The sequence below is a fragment of the Hydrogenophaga sp. UC242_53 genome, from assembly GCF_042696965.1.
GTDB lineage: Bacteria > Pseudomonadota > Gammaproteobacteria > Burkholderiales > Burkholderiaceae_C > Hydrogenophaga.
This window is the reverse complement of record NZ_CP170552.1, coordinates 4,284,077-4,301,730: the sequence shown is the minus strand read 5'-3', so window position 1 is coordinate 4,301,730 and position 17,654 is coordinate 4,284,077. Positions and strand designations below refer to the sequence as shown.

Here is a 17,654-nt window from a genome sequence, read left to right as displayed (position 1 = left end):
TTTTCTTCTTCATGAACCTCATTTTTGCCGGCACGCCGGAATTCGCGCGTGTGGCGCTCGAGCGTTTGCTCGCCGCCGGCTTTCGCGTGCCACTGGTGCTGACCCAGCCCGATCGGCCGGCGGGGCGCGGCATGAAACTGCAGCCCTCGCCCGTCAAACAACTCGCGCAGGAACAGCAGATCACCGTGGCGCAGCCGCGCAGCCTGCGGCTGGACGGCAAGTACCCCGACGACGCGCGGGCGGCGCGTGACGCCATCGAGGCCGCGCAGGCGGATGCCATGGTGGTGGCCGCGTACGGGCTCATCCTTCCCCAGTGGGTGCTGGACACGCCACGCCTGGGCTGCCTGAACATCCACGCCTCGCTGCTGCCCCGCTGGCGTGGCGCGGCGCCGATCCATCGCGCCATCGAGGCGGGCGACGCGCAGACCGGCGTGACCATCATGCAGATGGACGCCGGCCTGGACACCGGCGACATGCTGTTGATCGAGCGCCTGCCCATCCAGGCCCAGGACACCACCGGCAGCCTGCACGACCGTCTGGCGACGCTGGGCGGGCGCCTGATCGTGGAAGCACTGGAGATCGCCGCCTGTGGTGGCCTGAAGGCCGAGAAACAACCCGCCGAGGGCGTGACCTACGCGCACAAGATCGAAAAGGCCGAGGCCGCGATCGACTGGACCGCGCCGGCCGAGACATTGGCGCGCCGGGTCCGCGCGTTCAACCCCTTCCCGGGGGCGGCCACGGCGCTGGCGGGCGAGGCCATCAAGGTGTGGTCCGCGCACGCCGAGGCCGCAGCGGCGCAGGGCACGCCCGGCCAGGTGCTGGCGGTGGATGCCGATGGCATCCGCGTGGCCGCCGGCGGCGGTGTGCTGGTGCTCACCGAGCTGCAACGCGCGGGCGGCAAGCGCCTCGCGGCGGCGGAATTCCTGCGCGGGTTTGCGCTCGCACCCGGTCAGGTGCTGGACGCCGCGCCCTCGCCGAAAGAGGCGCCCTGATGTTCCACCGCCGTGAATACCGCGACCGCCCCGAGTACTGGGATGGCGTGCGCGACCAGGTCTCGGTGCGCATGGGCATCGGTGCCTGGGGCCTGATGACCGGTGTCGGCGATGGTGCAGTCCGGCCTGTCGGCGCTGGAGGCCGTGCTCATGACGCTGATCGTCTACGCCGGCAGCGCGCAACTCGCCGCCGTGCCCATGATCGCCGCAGGCGCACCGCTGTGGGTGATCCTGGCGGCGGCTTTCTGCGTGAACCTGCGCTTCGTCGTGTTCTCGGCGCACCTGCGGCCCTACCTGATGCACCTGCCGCGCTGGGAGCGCCTGATCAAGGGCTACATCACCGGCGACCTGAGCTACGTGTTCTTCGCGCGCCGCTATCCGCACCCGGGCACCAACGAGGAAGAGCTGGCGCAGCAGCAGGCCTACCTCATGGGCAACTGCGCGGTGAACTACGTGGCCTGGATGGGCGCGAGCCTGGCCGGCATTGCCCTGGCCAATGCGATCCCCGTGGCCTGGGGCCTGGGCTTCGCCGGCATCCTTGCGCTGCTGGGCGTGCTGTGCTCGCTGGCCTCATCGAAGCTGCGCTTCGTCTCGGCCGGCGTGGCCGGCGCGGCGGCGGTTGCGGCCTGGGCGCTGCCGCTCAAGCTCAACATCCTGGTGGCGATCGCGAGCGCGGTGGCGATCTGCCTGGTGCTCGAGAAATTCAGGCCCCAGGCGCCGGGGCAGGGGGCACACCATGTTTGACCTCGACCCCTGGACCCTGCTCACCATCGTCGCGCTGGGCTGCATCACCGTGATCACGCGCGGCTTCTTCTTCATCTCCAGCAAGCCCTGGAGCCTGCCGCACTGGGCCCAGCGCGGCCTGCAGTACGCGCCCATCGCGGCGCTGGCGGCGGTGATCGTTCCCGAGATCGTGATGAACCAGGGCGCGCTCATCACCACCTGGAAGGACGCGCGCCTGTTCGCCGCGGCCGCCGGCATGGCCTGGTTCTTCTGGAAGCGCGGCGTGCTCGGCACCATCGTCTGCGGCATGGCGGTCTACCTGCCGCTGCGCCTGGGTCTGGGCTGGTGAGGCCTGGCACCGTTTTTCAACGGTGCCATTGTTTCTGGTAGGCCCACTGCGCGTAGCGCGCATGCGCCTGCGCCTTGTCCACCAGGGCAGGGTGGCTCTCGGTGCTGTCCTTCAACTGGCCATCCAGGTAGCTCATGAGCCGGGGTGGGCTGTCGGGCTGCAGCACCGCCACGTGGGAGCCTTCCATGTAGGCCTGGATCTTGTCGAACTGCAGGATGGCGCGGCCGGGCCGGGTGCGCTGCGCCGGGTCGCTCAGGTCGCGGCCGGTCAGCGGAACCTCGCCACTCAGGCCCATCATGGAGATCAGCGTGGGCGCCAGATCGATCTGGCTGGCCACCGTGCGGATGCGCTCGGGTGCGCGCACCGCGCCGCCCAGGATCAGGCCGGGGATGTGAAAGCGCTCGATCGGGATGACCGAGGGGCCGTACACGCGCGAGTTGTGGTCGGCCACCACGAGGAAGAGGGTGTTGTCCCAGTAGGCGGATTGCTTCGCTTTGTCGAAGAAGCGCCCCAGGGCGTGGTCGGCGTACTTCACCGCGTTGTTCACGGTGTTCTTCGGCTGCTCGTGCAGCTCGAAGCCGCCGTCCGGGAATTCGAAGGGCGCGTGGTTGGACGAGCTGAACACCAGGGCGAAGAAGGGCTTGTCGGCGGGCTGCTGGCTGAAGCGCTGGTGGGCCACATCGAACAGGTCGCCATCGGACGCGCCCCAGGTGGCGATGAAGGCGCTGGCGGGCATGTCCTTCTGCTCCACCACGCGGTCGAAGCCATTGCCCATGAAGTAGCTGCGCATGTTGTCGAAGTGCGATTCGCCGCCGTAGTAGAAGGTGGACTCGTAGCCCCTGGGCTTCAGGAAGCTGGCCAGCGTGAAGAAGTCGCGCTGCGATTTCGCCAGCTTCACCGTGCTCACCGCCGAGGTCGGCGGAAAACCCGCCACCACCGCCTCGATGCCGCGCACCGAACGCGTGCCGGTGGCGTAGAGCTGGTCGAACCAGATGCCCTGGTCGCCCAACCGGTCCAGGTTCGGCGTGAGCGGCAGGCCTCCCAGGCGGCCGACGAACTCGGCGCCCAGGCTTTCTTCGAGCACGATCACCAGGTTCAGCGGCCGCTCGCGCGGGTGCGGGCTGGTCAGCGTGTGGCGCAGGGGCGAAGCGGGGTCGGTGAAGGCGCCGGGCGGCAGCCCGGTTTCTCGCCGCACGATGTCGATCACGCGCTCCTGCGGCATCTCGGCGTAGGTGATGCCGCCTTCTTCGGCCTTGCGCGACTGGTAGATCGCGTACGTCACGGTGTAGAGCGAACTCAGGGGCAACTCGTTGACCAGGTGGTCGGTGGTCACGGCCGCCGTGGCGGGGTTGGCCGGGCGGTGCCCCAGCGCGCCGCGCGCGCAGAGCGCGAGCGCCACGAACAGCAGCGCCGACAGCAGCCCGGCCTGCCAGACCCGCAAGGTCGCGGGTGGGTGCGGCGCGGGGCGGGTCAGCCGGACGTAGGCCCAGCCGATGGTGGGCAGCAGCACCGCCGTGGTCAGCAGGTGCGCCCAATAGTCCTTGATCAGCGTGCCGCCCACTTCCTTCGCGTAGCCCAGGTACTCCACGAAGAGGTAGTTGGGCCGGCTGTCGTACTGCAGCACGAAGGCCGGGGTCGCGCAGTTCCATGAAGACCACAAGCAGCAGGGCGATGCCGCCGTACACGCGCAGGAAGACACCCCACGCGCGCTGGCTGCGCCGGTGGGTGCGCATCCAGGGCGTGAGCGTGGCGGGCAACACCCAGGCCAGGCCCATCAGCACCGCGTCAAAGCGCAAGCCTTCCCACCACACCAATGGCGCCGCCTGGGCCTGGGCGATGCGGTCGGCCTGCCACCAGGCCAGCCCGGCGCGCGACAGCCACAGCACCGCCAGCATGCAGGCCATGGGCATGAGCAGGGGGCGCAGCACGGCGAGGAGGTGGGTCGGGCGGGGCCGGCGAGGTGGGTGATCGGCCTCCCCCACGGCCGGCGCAGGCCGTGCGCTCTTCGAAGGGGTCAGCCACGGCTGGGCCAGCCGCCAGCCCGCCCACGACACGCCGGCGGAGATCAGCAGCGTCCACAGCGTGTGGCTGGGGAAATGCGCACCGCGCAGGGTTTGCACCGCACCCGCCAACAGACCCACGAACAGCACGGCGGCCAGCCAGCGCAGGCCGGTCGCGCGCGGGCGATGGGGCGTGCCTGGCGGCGCGTCCAGCCAGGGCAGGCACAGGCCGATGAACGCGAAACCGCTGGACGCGTGGCCGCCCGGGAAACAACGCCCCGGGCCGCCGTCGGCCACGCCCCAGGCCCAGTGCGACACCCATCGCGCCGGTCCGCCGAAGGCCTGCAGGTCCCAGGGACAACTGGTCAGGCTGGTGTTCTTCACCAGGTTGACCACCAGCAGCGACAGCGTGGCCAGCGCCACCACGGTCCAGCGTTCGCGCCGGGGCATCTGCAGCCCGGGCCAGCAGGCCCAGGCGCAGAGCAGCAGCCAGCCACCCGTCATGGCCTGCCGCAGGCCGTCGTGCAGCACGCGAGAGAGCCACCAGCTGTCCTGCAGCGCAAAGCCGCGCGGCGTGCCGATGGCGCGCATCACCGCCATGTCCAGGCCGCCCAGGTCCCAGAGCAGGGTGAGGGTGAACAGGCCGAGCAGCCAAGTGGCGGGGGACGATCGGAAGGGGCCGGTGACCCAGCGGGGGCGAGACAGTGCGTGCATGGTGCGGCACTGTGGAAGCCCCAGGTTAAATGCGCCTTAAGGCGGTGCTAAGGCGCGAACCCATAATGAACGGATTCAGCCTCAACGGACCCCGCGTCCCCTTCAAACACATGCGCGCTCTCGTGGTGGAAGACGACCCCGGCATTGCCAGCGGCCTGCAGGCTTCGCTGCGCCAGGCGGGCTATGCGGTGGACACCTGCCCCTCGCTCGACGCGGCCTGGCTGGCCCTCGCCGTGGAACCCTTCGACGTCATGCTGCTCGACCTCGGCCTGCCCGACGGCGAAGGCCTGGACCTGCTGGCCCGGCTGCGCCGCCGGCCCGCGCCCGCGCCGGGGCGGGACGACCTGCCACGCCACGACATGCCGGTGCTGATCATGACCGCGCGCGACGGCGTGAGCGACCGCATCGGCGGCCTGGACAGCGGCGCCGACGACTACATCGTCAAACCCTTCGACGCGAACGAGCTGCTCGCCCGGCTGCGCGCCATGCTGCGGCGCGCCGGCGGGCGCAGCAACCCGTTGATCCAGCACGGCGAGCTGGTGGTCGATCCGGCGGCCCACACCGTGCGGCGCGCGGGCGAGCCGGTGCCGCTGGGCGGCAAGGAGTTCGCGCTGCTGCTCACGCTGCTGCAGGCGCGGCCGCAGGTGCTGTCCAAGGCGCGGCTGGAATCGGCGCTGTACGGCTTCGACGAAGGCCTGGAGAGCAACGCGATCGAGGTGCACATCCACCACCTGCGCCGCAAGCTCGGCGAGTCCCTGATCAAGACGGTGCGCGGCGTGGGCTACTTCGTGCCCTTGGACGCGCCCGCGCCGCCCGCGAAAGCGGCGCGGCGATGAACAAGGCCGTGGCCGCGCGCGCGAAGACCCTGCGCCACTACCTGCTGGCCTGGGCGCTCGGGGTGCTGGTGGTGGTGTGGCTGGCGCTGATCGCCTTCGCCTGGTCCACCGCCTTCCGCGAGGCCCGCCAGTTCTCCGACGGGCAGATGACGGCGGTGCGCAAGCTCTGGCTGAGCGCCACGCCCTACCGGCTCGAACCCCATGCCGCGGCCGAGGTGCCCGACCTGCAGCACGAGTACCTGCAGGACGTGGCCGTGGTGGCCTGGGACGACGGCCGCCTGGTCGCCGACACCCATGGCATGGTGGGCGGGCTGGACGTGGCGGCCCTGCCCGCGCAGGGCTTCGCCACGGTGCGCGTGAAGGTCCCGGGCCTGGTGCCCGAGTGGCGCGCCTACTCGGCCCAGGCCACGCAGGAAGGGCGGGTGCGGCGCGTGATCGTGCTCATGGACCTGAAGCAGCGCTACGAACTGGGCAAGGACATCGCGGAGCACGTGGCCCTGCCCGCTTTGCTGGTGCTGCCGCTGGTGAGCCTGCTGCTGTGGTGGGCGATCCGCCGCGGCCTGCGCCCGCTCGACCAGCTCTCGAGCGAGGTGGCCGCGCTCGACGGCTTCGCGGGCCAGCGCCTGGGCACGCAGCACCGCCATCGCGAGTTCGCGAGCACGGTGGCCGCGATCAACGCGCTGGTCGACACCTTGCAGACGCGCGCCCAGCGCGAGCGCGAGTTCGCGTCCGACGTGGCGCACGAACTGCGCACGCCGCTGGCCGCGCTCGCCTTGCAGGCCGGCGCGGCGCAGCACGACCCGTCCCCCGAGCGGTTGGCGCAACTGGAGCAGGAGGCCTTGCGCGCGGGCCGCATCCTTTCGCAGCTGCTGGAACTGGCGCGCGCCCAGCGCAACGCCATCGCGGGTGCGGGGCCCCTGGTCGCGGGGCAGGTGGCGCTGGGCGAACTCGCGGCGCGGCTGATCGCGGCCCACGCCCCCTCGGCCTACGAGAGCGGCCACGAGCTTTCCCTGTCGCAGCCCGACGAGCCGGTGGTGGTGCAGGCCCAGCCCATGCTGCTGGAACTCGCGCTGCGCAACCTGATCGAGAACGCGCTGCGCCACACGCCCAGCGGCTCGCAGGTGGCGGTGGCGGTGTGGCGGACCGGCGCGGACCTGGGTGTTTCGGTGAGCGACGACGGCCAGCGCGCCGACGCGGCCCCCCTGGCCGCCGAGCGCGGTGGCCTGGGGCTGGGCCTGCGCCTGGTGGAGCGCATCGCCGAACAGATGGGCGCGCGGCTGGAGCGCGACCAGGGCGAAGCGCCGATGACGACGCGCTTCACGCTGCGCTGGCCGCGCGCATAAGGTTGATTTAACGTCGGCTGCGCACAGTGGCGGGGCCGGCATGTGCTGGCATTCGGATGCCGGCCATGCAGCTCTCGTTGCCCTTTGCGTTTCCCCGCTTTTTCCCCACGTTCCATCTCTCCCCGCCCGGCGCGCGCACACGCCCCAGGGTGGCGGTGTGGGGCTTGGCCCTGTGGCTGGCCAGCCTGGGCAACCTGCCGCTGTGGCAGCGCATCGATGGACTCGGCGGCACACCCACCCAGCGCCTGGCGCTGATCGTCGGGCTGGGCCTGTTGCTGGTGGGTGCCCTGGCGGCGCTGCTCTCGCTGCTGGCCTGGCCGCGCGTGTTTCGGCCCGCCGCCAGCGCGCTGTTGCTGGTGGCCGCGTTCAACACCCACTTCATGTGGCAGTACGGGGTGGTGATCGACCCCACCATGCTCGCCAATGTGGTGCACACCGACGTGCGCGAGGTGCGCGACCTGCTCTCGTGGGCCCTGCCGGGCACGGTGCTGCTGGTGGCCGGGCTGCCCCTGTGGGCGCTCTGGCGCCGGCCACTGGCCCTGCGCAGCCCGGGGCCGCAAGCCGTGCGCAACCTCACGGGGGCCCTGGCCGCGCTCGCTTTGCTGGTGGCGGCGGCGCTGATGAGCTACCAGGGTCTGGCCTCGCTCATGCGCAACCACAAGGACCTGCGCTACATGGCCAACCCGCTCAACACCGTGTACGCCGGCGCCCGCCTGGCGGTGGACCAGCTGCCGCGCCAGGTGCGCCCGCTGCAACCGGTGGGTCAGGACGCGGCCCTGGGCGCGAGCTATGCGCACCAGCCGCGGCCACCGTTGCTGGTGCTGGTGATCGGCGAGACCGCGCGCGCGCAGAACTTCGGGCTCAACGGCTACGCGCGCAACACCACGCCCACGCTCGCGCGCTGGCAGGCGCAAGGTGATCTGGTGAACTTCGCCCAGGTGAGTTCCTGCGGCACCAACACCCAGGTCTCGCTGCCCTGCATCTTCTCGCCGCTCACGCGCGCGCAGGGCGGCGACAAGACCCCCGAACACGAGAACCTGCTCGACGTGCTGCAGCGCGCCGGCTTGGCCGTGCTGTGGATCGACAACCAGGCCGGCTGCAAGGGCGTGTGCGACCGCGTGCCCAACGCCTACGCGGGCGACCACGCCGTGCCCGGCCTGTGCGAGGGCAGTGAGTGTTACGACGCCGCCATGCTGGACGGCCTGGACCAGCGCCTCGCCGCGCTGGATCCGCAGCGCCGCGCGCGCGGCGTGGTGGTGGTGATGCACCAGATGGGCAGCCATGGTCCGGCGTACGCAAAACGCGCGCCCGCCGACCAGAAGCCGTTCCAGCCCGAGTGCCAGAGCGTCACGCTGTCCGACTGCCCGCACGAGCAGCTGGTCAACGCCTACGATAACTCCATCGCCTACACCGATCATTTCCTGGGCCAGACCCTGCAATGGCTGAAGGCGCGCGCCGATCGCGGCAGCGAGGACACGGGGCTGATCTACGTGTCCGACCACGGCGAGTCGCTGGGCGAGAACGGGATCTACCTGCATGGCGTGCCCTACGCCCTGGCGCCGACGCAGCAGACCCAGGTGCCCATGGTGAGCTGGTTCTCGCCCGGCCTGCAGCGCCGCACCGGCCTGTCGATGGGCTGCCTGCGCGGGCACGCGGCGGCGCCGATCTCGCACGACCATGTCTTCCATTCCGTGCTGGGGTTGATGGACGTGCAGACGCGCGCCTACCAGCCCGCGCTGGACGCGCTGATGCCCTGCAGCGCGGCGTCGCAGGCCCGCTCGCCCGGCGAGCCACCGGTCGCGCTCGTGCACACGGGTTGAGCGGCCGACGGGCATGGGGGGCCGCGTTTCCTACAATGCGGGCTTCTTTCTGACGACCCACCCGCCCACCATGTCCTTCATCCGTTTCTCCGACCTCTGCTCCAGCGGCCAAGCCAAGGGCCAGCGCGTCTTCATCCGCGCCGACCTCAATGTGCCGCAGGACGACGCCGGCCGCATCACCGAAGACACGCGCATCCGCGCGAGCCTGCCGGCCATCCAGATGGCGCTGGACGCCGGCGCGGCCGTGATGGTCACCAGCCACCTGGGCCGCCCCACCGAAGGCGCCTTCAAGCCCGAGGACTCGCTGGCCCCCGTGGCCGCGCGCCTGGGCGAACTGCTGGACCGCCCGGTGCGCCTGGTCGCCAACTGGATCGACGGCGACTTCTCGGTCGCCCCCGGCGAAGTCGTGCTGCTGGAGAACTGCCGCCTCAACGTGGGCGAGAAGAAGAACAGCCCCGAACTGGCGAAGAAGCTCGGCGCCCTGTGCGACATCTTCGTGCACGACGCCTTCGGCACCGCCCACCGCGCCGAAGGCACGACCTACGGCATCGCCGAGACCGCGCCCATCGCCTCGGCCGGCCCGCTGCTGGCCGCCGAGATGGACGCGATCGCCAAGGCGCTCGCGGCCCCGAAACGGCCCCTGGTCGGCGATCGTGGCCGGCAGCAAGGTCAGCACCAAGCTGACCATCCTCAAGAGCCTGGCCAACAACGTGGACAACCTGATCGTGGGTGGTGGCATCGCCAACACCTTCATGCTGGCCGCGGGCCTGAAGATCGGCAAGAGCCTGGCCGAGGCCGACCTGGTGGGCGAGGCCAAGGCGGTGATCGAGGCCATGAAGGCGCGCGGCGCCGAGGTGCCGATCCCCACCGATGTGGTGACGGCCAAGGCCTTCGCGGCCGACGCGCCGGCCACGGTGAAGAAGGCCACGGAGGTGGCCGACGACGACCTGATCCTGGACATTGGCCCGGAGACGGCAGCCAAGCTGGCGGCGCAGCTGATGCAGGCCGGCACCATCGTGTGGAACGGCCCGGTGGGCGTGTTCGAGTTCGCGGCCTTCGAGGGCGGCACCAAGACGATTGCGGACGCCATTGCGAAGAGCAGCGCGTTCAGCATCGCCGGTGGTGGCGACACGTTGGCGGCCATCGCCAAGTACGGCATCGAGAAGGACGTGGGCTACATCTCCACCGGCGGTGGCGCCTTCCTCGAGGTGCTCGAAGGCAAGACCCTGCCGGCGTTTGAAGTGCTGGAGCGCCGAGCCAAGGCATAAGCCTCTGCGGAACGCTCGGGGTTTACCCGACTCTCGCCGCGGTTTATGCGGCCTATCAGAAACCATGATTGGTCGCGCGCGCTTTCTGTTGCTAAATTGGTCCCGTCGCAAACACAACGATGGAGACAGGCATGGCACGACAGACAGCAGCACTGAAGGTGGTGGTTCTTTCCTTGGTGACGGCATGGTCCGCGGCGCAAGCCGGCACGGTCTCCGTGCTCACCTCGTTTCCCAAGGAACTGACGGAGGCCTACAAGAAGGCGTTTGAAGCCGCCAACCCCGGCATCAAGATCGAGATCCTCAACAAGAACACCACGGCCAGCATCGCCTACATCAAGGAGCTGGCGGTGGGCCAGCGGCCCGACGTGATGTGGGCCTCGGCGCCCGATGCCTTCGAAGTGCTGGCGCGCGACAAGCTGCTGCAGGCCGCGCCCGAAGTCAAGAACGCGCAGGTGCCAGCCAAGGTGGGCAACTACCCCATCAACGACCCCAACGGCCTGTACTACGGCCAGGCGCTCGCGGGCTACGGCCTGATGTGGAACACGCGCTACATGCAGGCCAACAAGGTGCCCGCGCCGCGCGAGTGGGCCGACCTGACCAAGCCCGCCTACTTCGGCCACGTGGCCATCTCCTCGCCCTCGCGTTCGGGCACCACCCACCTCACGGTCGAGACCATCCTGCAGGGCGAAGGCTGGGAAAAGGGCTGGACGCAGATGCTGCAGATCGCGGGCAACTGCGCGGCCGTGACCGACCGCAGCTTCGCGGTGCCCGATGGCGTGAACAACGGCCAGTACGGCGTCGGCATGGTGATCGACTTCTTCGGCCTGGCCGGCAAGTACTCGGGCTACCCGGTGGAGTTCCACTACCCCTCGGTGACGGCGGTGGTGCCGGCCAACATCGCGCTCATCAGCGGCGGCAAGAACGCCGACGAGGCCAAGAAGTTCATCGCCTACACGCTCTCGCGCGAAGGCCAGGAATTGCTGTTCGACCCGAAGATCAGCCGCCTGCCGGTGCTGCCCAACGCCTCGTTCGGCAACAAGGCGCCGGCCGGTTATCCCGACGCACAGGAAATCGCCAAGCGCGCCAAGGTGCAGTTCAACACCGACCTCTCCAGCAACCGCTACCAGGTGGTGGTGAGCCTGTTCGACCAGATGGTGACCTTCCGCCTCAAGGAGCTGCAGGCCGCCACGCGCGCCATCCACGAGGCCGACCGCAAGCTGCACGCCAAACCCAACGCGCACGGCAGCGAGCTGCTGCGCCAGGCCCGCAGCTTCGCCTACTCGTCGCTGGTGCCCGAGGGCATGGTGAAGGACGAAAAATTCCTCAACCTGTTCCGCCAGAACAAGCGCGACGTGGAAGTGGCGAAGCAGCTCACCGGGCTCGAAGAGCTGTGGAGCTCGAAGGCCAAGGCCAACTACGAGCGCGCGCGCGACCTGGCCAACCAGGCCGGCGCGCTGGCCAAGTGAGCGCCTGAACGCCCCGTGACGCCCGCGCGCCGGCCTGCCGCGCGCGGGTCCCTCCCTTCCCGGAAAGATTGCCCATGTCCGCTGTCCTGACAGGTTCCGCCGCGCCCGCGCCGCGCCGGCTGCGCCCCCCCACCGTGTGGGGCCACTGGCTGCTCGCCGGCCTGGTGTTTGCCTTCCTGTTCCTGTTTCTGCTGCTGCCGATCGCGGAGGTGATCTACACCGCCTTCGTGACGGAAACCGGCGCGCCCACGCTGGGGCATTTCAGCAACTTCTTCGGCCAGAGCCTGCTGCGCGAATCGCTCATCAACAGCCTGGTGGTGGCGCTGGCCTCGGTGTTCTTCGCCTCGGTGATCGCGATCCCGCTGGCCTACCTCACGGTGCGCTTCGAGTTCCGCGGCGCCCTGCTGATCCAGACGCTGGGCGTGCTGCCGCTGATCATGCCGCCCTTCGTGGGCGCGGTCGCGCTGCAGCTCATCTTCGGGCGCAGCGGCTCGGTCAACCTGCTGCTCAACGACGCGTTCGGCTTCACCGTGCCCATCATGGACGGCCTGGTCGGCGTGACCTTCGTCGAGAGCATCCACTACTTCCCCTTCATCCTGCTCAACCTCGTGGCCGCGATGCGCAACATCGACGGCGCCATGGAAGAGTCGGCGCAGAACCTCGGCGCCAAGGGCTGGCGCCTGTTCTGGCGCATCATCTTCCCGCTCTCGCTGCCGGGTTACCTGGCCGGCGCGGCGCTGGTGTTCGTGAAGGTGTTCGACGACCTGGGCACGCCGCTGGTGATGGGCGTGACCAACATGCTCGCGCCGCAGGCCTACCTGCGCATCACCTCGGTGGGCATCGAGGACCCGCTGGGTTACGTCATCAGCGTGATCATGATCGTGCTGTCCATCCTGGCGCTGTGGATGGCCTCGCGCGTCATGAAGGGCAAGGACTACTCCACGCTGCAAAAGGGCGGCAATTCGCTGCAGCGCCGCACGCTGCGCGGCTGGGCCTCGGTGCTGGCCTACGCCTGGGTGGGCTTCGTGCTGCTGGTCACGCTGGCGCCGCACATCGGCATCCTGCTGATGTCCTTCTCCAAGGTGTGGAGCTTCTCGGTGCTGCCCGACAGCTACACCCTGGAGCACTACGCCACCATCTTCACCGACTCCAAGCTGATGGTGGTCAACACCCTCAAGTACTGCCTGATGGCCGCGAGCCTGGACGTGGTGCTGGGCACGCTCATCGCCTACCTGATCTTCCGCACCGAGCTGCCCGCGCGCCGCTGGCTCGACTACATCGCCTCGATCGCGCTGGCCATCCCCGGCCTGGTGCTGGCCATCGGCTACCTGCGCATGTTCAAGGGCGTGGACATCCCGTTCACCGACACGCCGGTGATCAGCACCTGGGTGCTGATCATGATCGCCTACGCGGTGCGCCGCCTGCCGTACGCGCTGCGCTCCTGCATGGCCGCGCTGCAGCAGGTGCACATCTCGCTCGAAGAGGCCGGGCAGAGCCTGGGCGCGGGCAAGGTCAGCACGGTGCGGCGCATCATGGTGCCGCTCATGATGGGCGGCATCCTGGCCGGCTTCGTCACCAGCTTCATCACCGCCGCGGTGGAGCTCTCGGCCACCATCCTGCTCACCTCGGCGCAGAGCCAGGCGCCCATGAGCTATGGCATCTACCTCTACATGCAGAGCATCGCCGGGCGCGGACCGGGCGCCGCCCTCGGCGTGGTGGCGGTGGTGGTGGTGGCATCGGCACCTACCTCTCGCACCGCGTGGTGGAGAAATCGCGCGCCCCCACCCGCGCCGCGCAGCCCTGAACGACAGACACATCGAAAGACAGCCATGCATCTGAACAAGGTCTCCCTCGAAGCGCGCCACATCAGCCTGAGCTACGGCAGCACCGAGGTGCTCAAGGACGTCAACATCCGCATCGAGCCGGGCGAGTTCTTCGCCCTGCTCGGCCCCTCGGGCTCCGGCAAGTCCACGCTGCTGCGCCTCATCGCCGGCTTCAACCAGCACCAGCGCGGCGAACTGCTGATCGACGGCAAGGACATCACCGGCACGCCGCCGCACCTGCGCAACGTGGGCATGGTGTTCCAGAACTACGCGCTGTGGCCCCACATGACGGTGTGGGACAACGTGGCCTTCGGTCTGGTGGAGCGCAAGGAGCCCAAGGACTCGCTGCGCCGCAAGGTCGGGGCCGCGCTCGAACTGGTGGGTCTGCAGGACTACGCGCAGCGCCGGCCGAGCCAGCTCTCGGGCGGGCAGCAGCAGCGCGTGGCGCTGGCGCGCACGGTGGTGATCGAGCCCAAGCTGCTGCTGCTCGACGAACCCCTGTCCAACCTCGACAAGAACCTGCGCGTGCAGATGCGCGAGGAGCTCAAGAACCTGCAGCGCACGCTGGGCCTGACCACCATCTTCGTGACGCACGACCAGGAAGAGGCCATGACCACCGCCGACCGCATGGCCGTGCTCGACAAGGGCGTGCTGCAGCAGGTGGGCACGGCCGCCGCGCTGTTCGACTTCCCGGCCAACCGCTTCGTGGCCAGCTTCGTGGGCACGGCCAACCTCGTGCAGGGCCGGGTGACGCACGTCAACGGCGAGACCCTGCATTTCCAGGCCGACGGCCTGGGCGAGATGGTGCTGCCGCGCAACCAGGAGAGCCCGGGCACCGGGCCGGCGTCGCTGTCGTTCCGGCCGCACACCGTGCACATCCGCGTGCGCGACGAACATGGCGACGCCTCGCGCATCTGGCTCGACGGCCGGGTGGAAAGCTCCGAGTTCCTGGGCGAGACCTCGCGCTACCGCGTGCGCGTGGGCGAGACCCTGATCGTCGCCAACCAGGCGCACTTCTCGGGCCTCTCGCTGTTCCCGCCCGGGGCCGAGGTGCGGCTGGGCATCGAGCCTTCGCAGGCGCGCTTCCTGACGCACTGAGCGCCCGCCCGCATGGAGATCTACCAGCTGCGTGCCTTCGTCACGGTTGCGCAAGATCGGCCAGCTCACGCGAGCGGCCGAGGCCCTGCACGTCACGCAGCCCGCCGTCACCGGGCAGATCAAGGCGCTGGAGGAAGAGCTGGGCGTCTCGCTGTTCGACCGGCGGCCCGGGCGCATCGCGCTCACGCGCGCCGGCGAGCGCCTGCTGCCCGAGGCCGAGAAGGTGCTGGCCGCCGCCGGCTCGCTGATCGGCCGCGCCAAGGAGTTGCAGGGCGAGGTGGCCGGCTCGCTGATCATCGGCACGCTGGGCGACCCGGACGCCTTGCGGCTGGGTTCCTTGCTCGGCGGCCTGGTGGCGGCGCTGCCCCTGCTGGACATCAAGACCCGCTCGGGCGACGCCGAGACGCTGCGCGAGGGCGTGGCGACCTCCACGCTGCAGGCGGCGTTCTACATCGGTCCCCACATCCCGCGCGACGTGCTCGGGCTGCCCCTGCAGACGCTGCACTACCGGGTGGTGGCGCCGGTGGCCTACCGCGATCGGCTGTTGCACGCGGGCTGGCGCGAGATCGCCGACCTGCCCTGGATCGGCACGCCGCACGCCGGCCATGTGCAGACGCTGCTGCGCGACCTGTTCTCGCGCCAGGGCCTGCTGCCCAACCAGGTGGTGGAGTCCGACGATGCGTCGGCGCCTTACAGCCTGGTGCGCGCGGGCCTGGGGCTGGCGCTGCTGCGCGAGGACATGGCCGTGCCCGCCGCCGAGCGCGAGGAGCTGGTGATCTGGCCGCACACGCGCGTGGCCGCCCTGTTGAGCTTCATCTACCCCAAGACCGCCGAGCACGACCCGGCCATCGTCGCGGCGCTGTCGGTGCTGCGCCAGGTCTGGGGCCTGCCGCCGCGCCAGCCGGTCTGAGGCGGCTCAGGAGGTGGGGCGTTCGCGCGTGGGGATGCGCGCCACCACGACCAGGCCGATGGCGGCGGCGGCCAGCAGCGCGGCCAGCACCCAGGGCTGGTGGCGAAAGCCCCAGGCCGAGAGGCTCACCATCACCACCATGGAGCCGATCGCCACCGTCTTGGTGCGCCGGGTCAGGCTGCGGTGCTGCTCCCAGTCGCGCACCATGGGGCCGAGGAAGCGGTGGTTGAGCAGCCAGCCGTGCAGGCGGGGCGAGGCCTTGGCGTAACAGGCCGCGGCCAGCAGCACGAAAGGCGTGGTGGGCAGGCCCGGCAGCACCACGCCGATGAGGCCCAGCGCCAGCGACACCGTGCCGGCCAGCCAGAGCAGCCAGCGCACGGTGCGGGAGGACGAGGGAGAAGAGGGCATGACGCCAGCATCTTAGCCAGCGCCAGGGACCGCAGCCAGAGCACCCGCGGAACCGGCTTTGCCGGGCCGCCAGGTGCGCCCCCTCAGGGGGTGACGCCGAAGGCGGCGCGGGGGGATGTCAAGATTTTTGGCCGACCGTAAGTTCGACCGTGCCGACACCCTCCACGCTGCCGGTGATCTTGTCGCCCGGCAGCACCGCGCCCACGCCTTCGGGCGTGCCGGTGTAGATCAGGTCGCCGGGTTGCAGGTGGTAGAACAGCGAGAGGTCGGCAATGATCTCGCGGATGTTCCAGATCAGCTTGTCCACATCGGACTTCTGCTTCACGGCGCCGTTGACGGCCAGCTCGATGCCGCCGCGCTCGATCACCACGCCCGGCATGGGCACGATCTCGCTGCACACGGACGAGTGCTCCACGTCCTTGCCCAGGTCCCAGGGGCGGCCCTTGTCGCGCGCCACCAGCTGCAGGTCGCGCCGCGTCATGTCCAGGCCGCAGGCGTAGCCGTAGATGATGTCCTGCGCGTCCTCCGCCTTCACGCGGAAGCCCGCCTTGCCCACCGCCAGCACCAGCTCCATCTCGAAGTGGTAGTTGTTCGTCTCGCTGGGGTAGGGCGTGGTCGCGCCCGAGAGCGCCAGCGTCTGCGGGGCCTTGGTGAAGTAGAACGGCCGCTCGGCCGTCTTGTCCACCGGCTTGCCCATTTCCACCGCGTGCGCGTGGTAGTTGCGGCCGACGAAGAACAGGCGGTTGACGGGGAATTGTTCGGTCTTGCCGCGCACGGGAACCGAAGCGACGGGGGGCGGGGGAAGAGGTAGGTGGTCATGGGTCTTCAAGGCCGGGTCAGGGCATGGCGGGTTGGTTGTCGGGGCGCACTTCGTAGACGCCGAGCTTGCGGTGCAGCGGCGACTCGTCGGCGATGAACAGGAAAGCCGGGGCGCTGGCCGAGGCATTGGTGAGCGTGGTGGCGGTGTAGCCGGGAATGCAGCAGGTGTCGGCCACCACCAGGTCGAAGCCCTGCGCGTCGGTGCGCACGCGGGCCGCACCTTCGATCACGTGGTAGATCACCGCGGGCGAGCGCGCGGGCAGCGTGAGCGCCTGGCCCGGACGCAGCATCAGGGCATGAAAGCCCAGCACGTTCTCGGCGTCCTCGCCGGACTCGGGGTTGGTGTAGGTCACCTGCACGGCGTCGAGGTCGGGCCGGTCGGCCGCCATCGATTCCAGCGCGGCCTTGGCATCGACCCAGGGATAACGCAGCATGGGGTAGCGCTTGCCGCTGCGGCCGAACACCGGCGTGGGCACCACGCCCGGCCGCGCATAGGCCCGGTCGCCGCGGCCCGGCAGGGTTTCCTGGCGCCCGCCGTTGAGGTGGTAGCTCACCTCCAGGTAATACATCAGCGGCAGGTCGAGCACGTCGAGCCAGATCACGGGCTGGTCGCCGTCGTGGCCGTGCTCGTGCCAGCGGCCCGTGGGCGTGAGGATCAGGTCGCCGCGCGACATCGGGCACTTCTCGCCGTCCACCGTGGTCCAGGCGCCTTCGCCTTCCACGACCATGCGCACCGCGTTGGGCGTGTGGCGGTGGCTGGGCGCCCATTCGCCCGGCATCAGCAGCTGCATGCCCAGGTACATGGCCGCGCTGGCCTGCATCTTCTCCAGCGTGTGGCCTGGGTTCGCCAGCACCAGCACGCGGCGCTCGGCCTTCTCGATCGGCGTGAGTTCGCCGGCCTTGAGCAGCAGCGGCTTGATCGATTGATAGGCCCAGTGCGTGGCCTGCGTCTGGCGCGACGGCATCTTCGGCGGCAGCACGCCACGCAGGCTGGGCCACAGCGGCACCAGGTTGAGCGCGCGCAGCTCGGCCACGTAGTCGGCGGGCAGGTCTTCGAGTCGTCCGAGGTCGTTCATGGGGTCTCC

At 69.9% G+C, this 17,654-nt stretch carries 13 protein-coding genes and 4 pseudogenes; 12 read left to right on the top strand and 5 right to left on the bottom strand.

What is annotated here, in order from left to right; translation table 11 throughout:
* Nucleotides 1-11 precede the first annotated feature (11 nt).
* The 3 genes and pseudogenes from fmt to ACFJI0_RS21670 all read left to right on the top strand — a co-directional run bounded on the left by fmt (nucleotide 12) and on the right by ACFJI0_RS21670 (nucleotide 2,064).
* Nucleotides 12-992, top strand: a complete 981-nt coding sequence (gene fmt / locus ACFJI0_RS21680) for a methionyl-tRNA formyltransferase (protein WP_382322268.1) — start codon at nucleotides 12-14, stop codon at nucleotides 990-992.
* Nucleotides 992-1,736: pseudogene (locus ACFJI0_RS21675) on the top strand (AzlC family ABC transporter permease). Before fmt ends, ACFJI0_RS21675 begins: the two are co-directional and overlap by 1 nt.
* Complete coding sequence (locus ACFJI0_RS21670; protein ID WP_291121731.1) at nucleotides 1,729-2,064, top strand: AzlD domain-containing protein; 336 nt, start codon at nucleotides 1,729-1,731, stop codon at nucleotides 2,062-2,064. The pseudogene ACFJI0_RS21675 and the gene ACFJI0_RS21670 overlap by 8 nt, the downstream one beginning before the upstream one ends.
* A 16-nt stretch (nucleotides 2,065-2,080) precedes the next feature.
* Here ACFJI0_RS21670 and ACFJI0_RS21665 read toward each other — a convergent pair whose 3' ends face one another.
* Nucleotides 2,081-3,688 carry an LTA synthase family protein gene (locus tag ACFJI0_RS21665; protein ID WP_382322266.1) on the bottom strand — a complete coding sequence of 536 codons (1,608 nt, stop codon included), beginning with the start codon at nucleotides 3,686-3,688 and terminating at the stop codon, nucleotides 2,081-2,083.
* Between the two features lie 23 nt (nucleotides 3,689-3,711).
* Here ACFJI0_RS21665 and ACFJI0_RS21660 point away from each other — a divergent pair, with 23 nt between their 5' ends.
* A complete protein-coding gene (locus ACFJI0_RS21660; RefSeq protein ID WP_382322265.1) occupies nucleotides 3,712-4,032 on the top strand; it encodes a hypothetical protein in 321 nt (106 codons plus the stop codon).
* A gap of 68 nt (nucleotides 4,033-4,100) precedes the next feature.
* Here ACFJI0_RS21660 and ACFJI0_RS21655 read toward each other — a convergent pair.
* Nucleotides 4,101-4,514, bottom strand: a pseudogene (locus ACFJI0_RS21655) (phosphatase PAP2 family protein); the annotation flags it as partial.
* A 374-nt stretch (nucleotides 4,515-4,888) separates the two neighbouring features.
* On the opposite strand from ACFJI0_RS21655, the gene ACFJI0_RS21650 reads away from it, so the two are divergent.
* The 8 genes and pseudogenes from ACFJI0_RS21650 (at nucleotide 4,889) to ACFJI0_RS21615 (ending at nucleotide 15,342) form a co-directional block, all read left to right on the top strand.
* A complete protein-coding gene (locus ACFJI0_RS21650) occupies nucleotides 4,889-5,614 on the top strand; it encodes a response regulator (RefSeq protein ID WP_382322264.1) in 726 nt (241 codons plus the stop codon).
* A complete protein-coding gene (locus tag ACFJI0_RS21645) occupies nucleotides 5,611-6,957 on the top strand; it encodes a sensor histidine kinase (RefSeq protein WP_382322262.1) in 1,347 nt (448 codons plus the stop codon). Before ACFJI0_RS21650 ends, ACFJI0_RS21645 begins: the two co-directional genes overlap by 4 nt.
* A gap of 155 nt (nucleotides 6,958-7,112) precedes the next feature.
* Entirely contained in the window at nucleotides 7,113-8,777 is a 1,665-nt protein-coding gene (locus ACFJI0_RS21640; RefSeq protein WP_382325773.1) for a phosphoethanolamine transferase, read from the top strand.
* A 70-nt stretch (nucleotides 8,778-8,847) separates the two neighbouring features.
* Nucleotides 8,848-10,045 (top strand): annotated as a pseudogene (locus ACFJI0_RS21635) (phosphoglycerate kinase).
* Between the two features lie 131 nt (nucleotides 10,046-10,176).
* Entirely contained in the window at nucleotides 10,177-11,511 is a 1,335-nt protein-coding gene (locus tag ACFJI0_RS21630) for an ABC transporter substrate-binding protein (RefSeq protein WP_382322261.1), read from the top strand.
* A 74-nt stretch (nucleotides 11,512-11,585) separates the two neighbouring features.
* Nucleotides 11,586-13,315 (top strand): annotated as a pseudogene (locus ACFJI0_RS21625) (ABC transporter permease).
* A gap of 31 nt (nucleotides 13,316-13,346) precedes the next feature.
* Nucleotides 13,347-14,432, top strand: a complete 1,086-nt coding sequence (locus ACFJI0_RS21620) for an ABC transporter ATP-binding protein (RefSeq protein ID WP_382325771.1) — start codon at nucleotides 13,347-13,349, stop codon at nucleotides 14,430-14,432.
* Nucleotides 14,433-14,463: 31 nt separating this feature from the next.
* Nucleotides 14,464-15,342, top strand: coding sequence for a LysR family transcriptional regulator (locus ACFJI0_RS21615; protein WP_382322260.1), 879 nt, complete (start codon nucleotides 14,464-14,466; stop codon nucleotides 15,340-15,342).
* Between the two features lie 6 nt (nucleotides 15,343-15,348).
* Here ACFJI0_RS21615 and ACFJI0_RS21610 read toward each other — a convergent pair whose 3' ends face one another.
* From ACFJI0_RS21610 to ACFJI0_RS21600, 3 genes are all read right to left on the bottom strand, one after another.
* Nucleotides 15,349-15,750, bottom strand: a complete 402-nt coding sequence (locus tag ACFJI0_RS21610) for a YbaN family protein (protein WP_382322259.1) — start codon at nucleotides 15,748-15,750, stop codon at nucleotides 15,349-15,351.
* A 118-nt stretch (nucleotides 15,751-15,868) separates the two neighbouring features.
* Nucleotides 15,869-16,525 carry a fumarylacetoacetate hydrolase family protein gene (locus tag ACFJI0_RS21605; RefSeq protein ID WP_382322258.1) on the bottom strand — a complete coding sequence of 219 codons (657 nt, stop codon included), beginning with the start codon at nucleotides 16,523-16,525 and terminating at the stop codon, nucleotides 15,869-15,871.
* A 61-nt stretch (nucleotides 16,526-16,586) separates the two neighbouring features.
* Nucleotides 16,587-17,645, bottom strand: coding sequence for a cupin domain-containing protein (locus tag ACFJI0_RS21600; RefSeq protein ID WP_382322257.1), 1,059 nt, complete (start codon nucleotides 17,643-17,645; stop codon nucleotides 16,587-16,589).
* Nucleotides 17,646-17,654: the final 9 nt, after the last annotated feature.

What these genes read in the sequence shown, in the direction of transcription:
- ACFJI0_RS21650 (WP_382322264.1), top strand. Translation starts at nt 4,889, where the DNA reads ATGCGCGCTCTCGTGGTGGAAGACGACCCCGGCATTGCCAGCGGCCTG.
- ACFJI0_RS21630 (WP_382322261.1), top strand. Translation starts at nt 10,177, where the DNA reads ATGGCACGACAGACAGCAGCACTGAAGGTGGTGGTTCTTTCCTTGGTG.
- ACFJI0_RS21600 (WP_382322257.1), bottom strand. Translation starts at nt 17,645, where the DNA reads ATGAACGACCTCGGACGACTCGAAGACCTGCCCGCCGACTACGTGGCC.
- fmt (WP_382322268.1), top strand. Translation starts at nt 12, where the DNA reads ATGAACCTCATTTTTGCCGGCACGCCGGAATTCGCGCGTGTGGCGCTC.
- ACFJI0_RS21645 (WP_382322262.1), top strand. Translation starts at nt 5,611, where the DNA reads ATGAACAAGGCCGTGGCCGCGCGCGCGAAGACCCTGCGCCACTACCTG.
- ACFJI0_RS21610 (WP_382322259.1), bottom strand. Translation starts at nt 15,750, where the DNA reads ATGCCCTCTTCTCCCTCGTCCTCCCGCACCGTGCGCTGGCTGCTCTGG.
- ACFJI0_RS21670 (WP_291121731.1), top strand. Translation starts at nt 1,729, where the DNA reads ATGTTTGACCTCGACCCCTGGACCCTGCTCACCATCGTCGCGCTGGGC.
- ACFJI0_RS21660 (WP_382322265.1), top strand. Translation starts at nt 3,712, where the DNA reads ATGAAGACCACAAGCAGCAGGGCGATGCCGCCGTACACGCGCAGGAAG.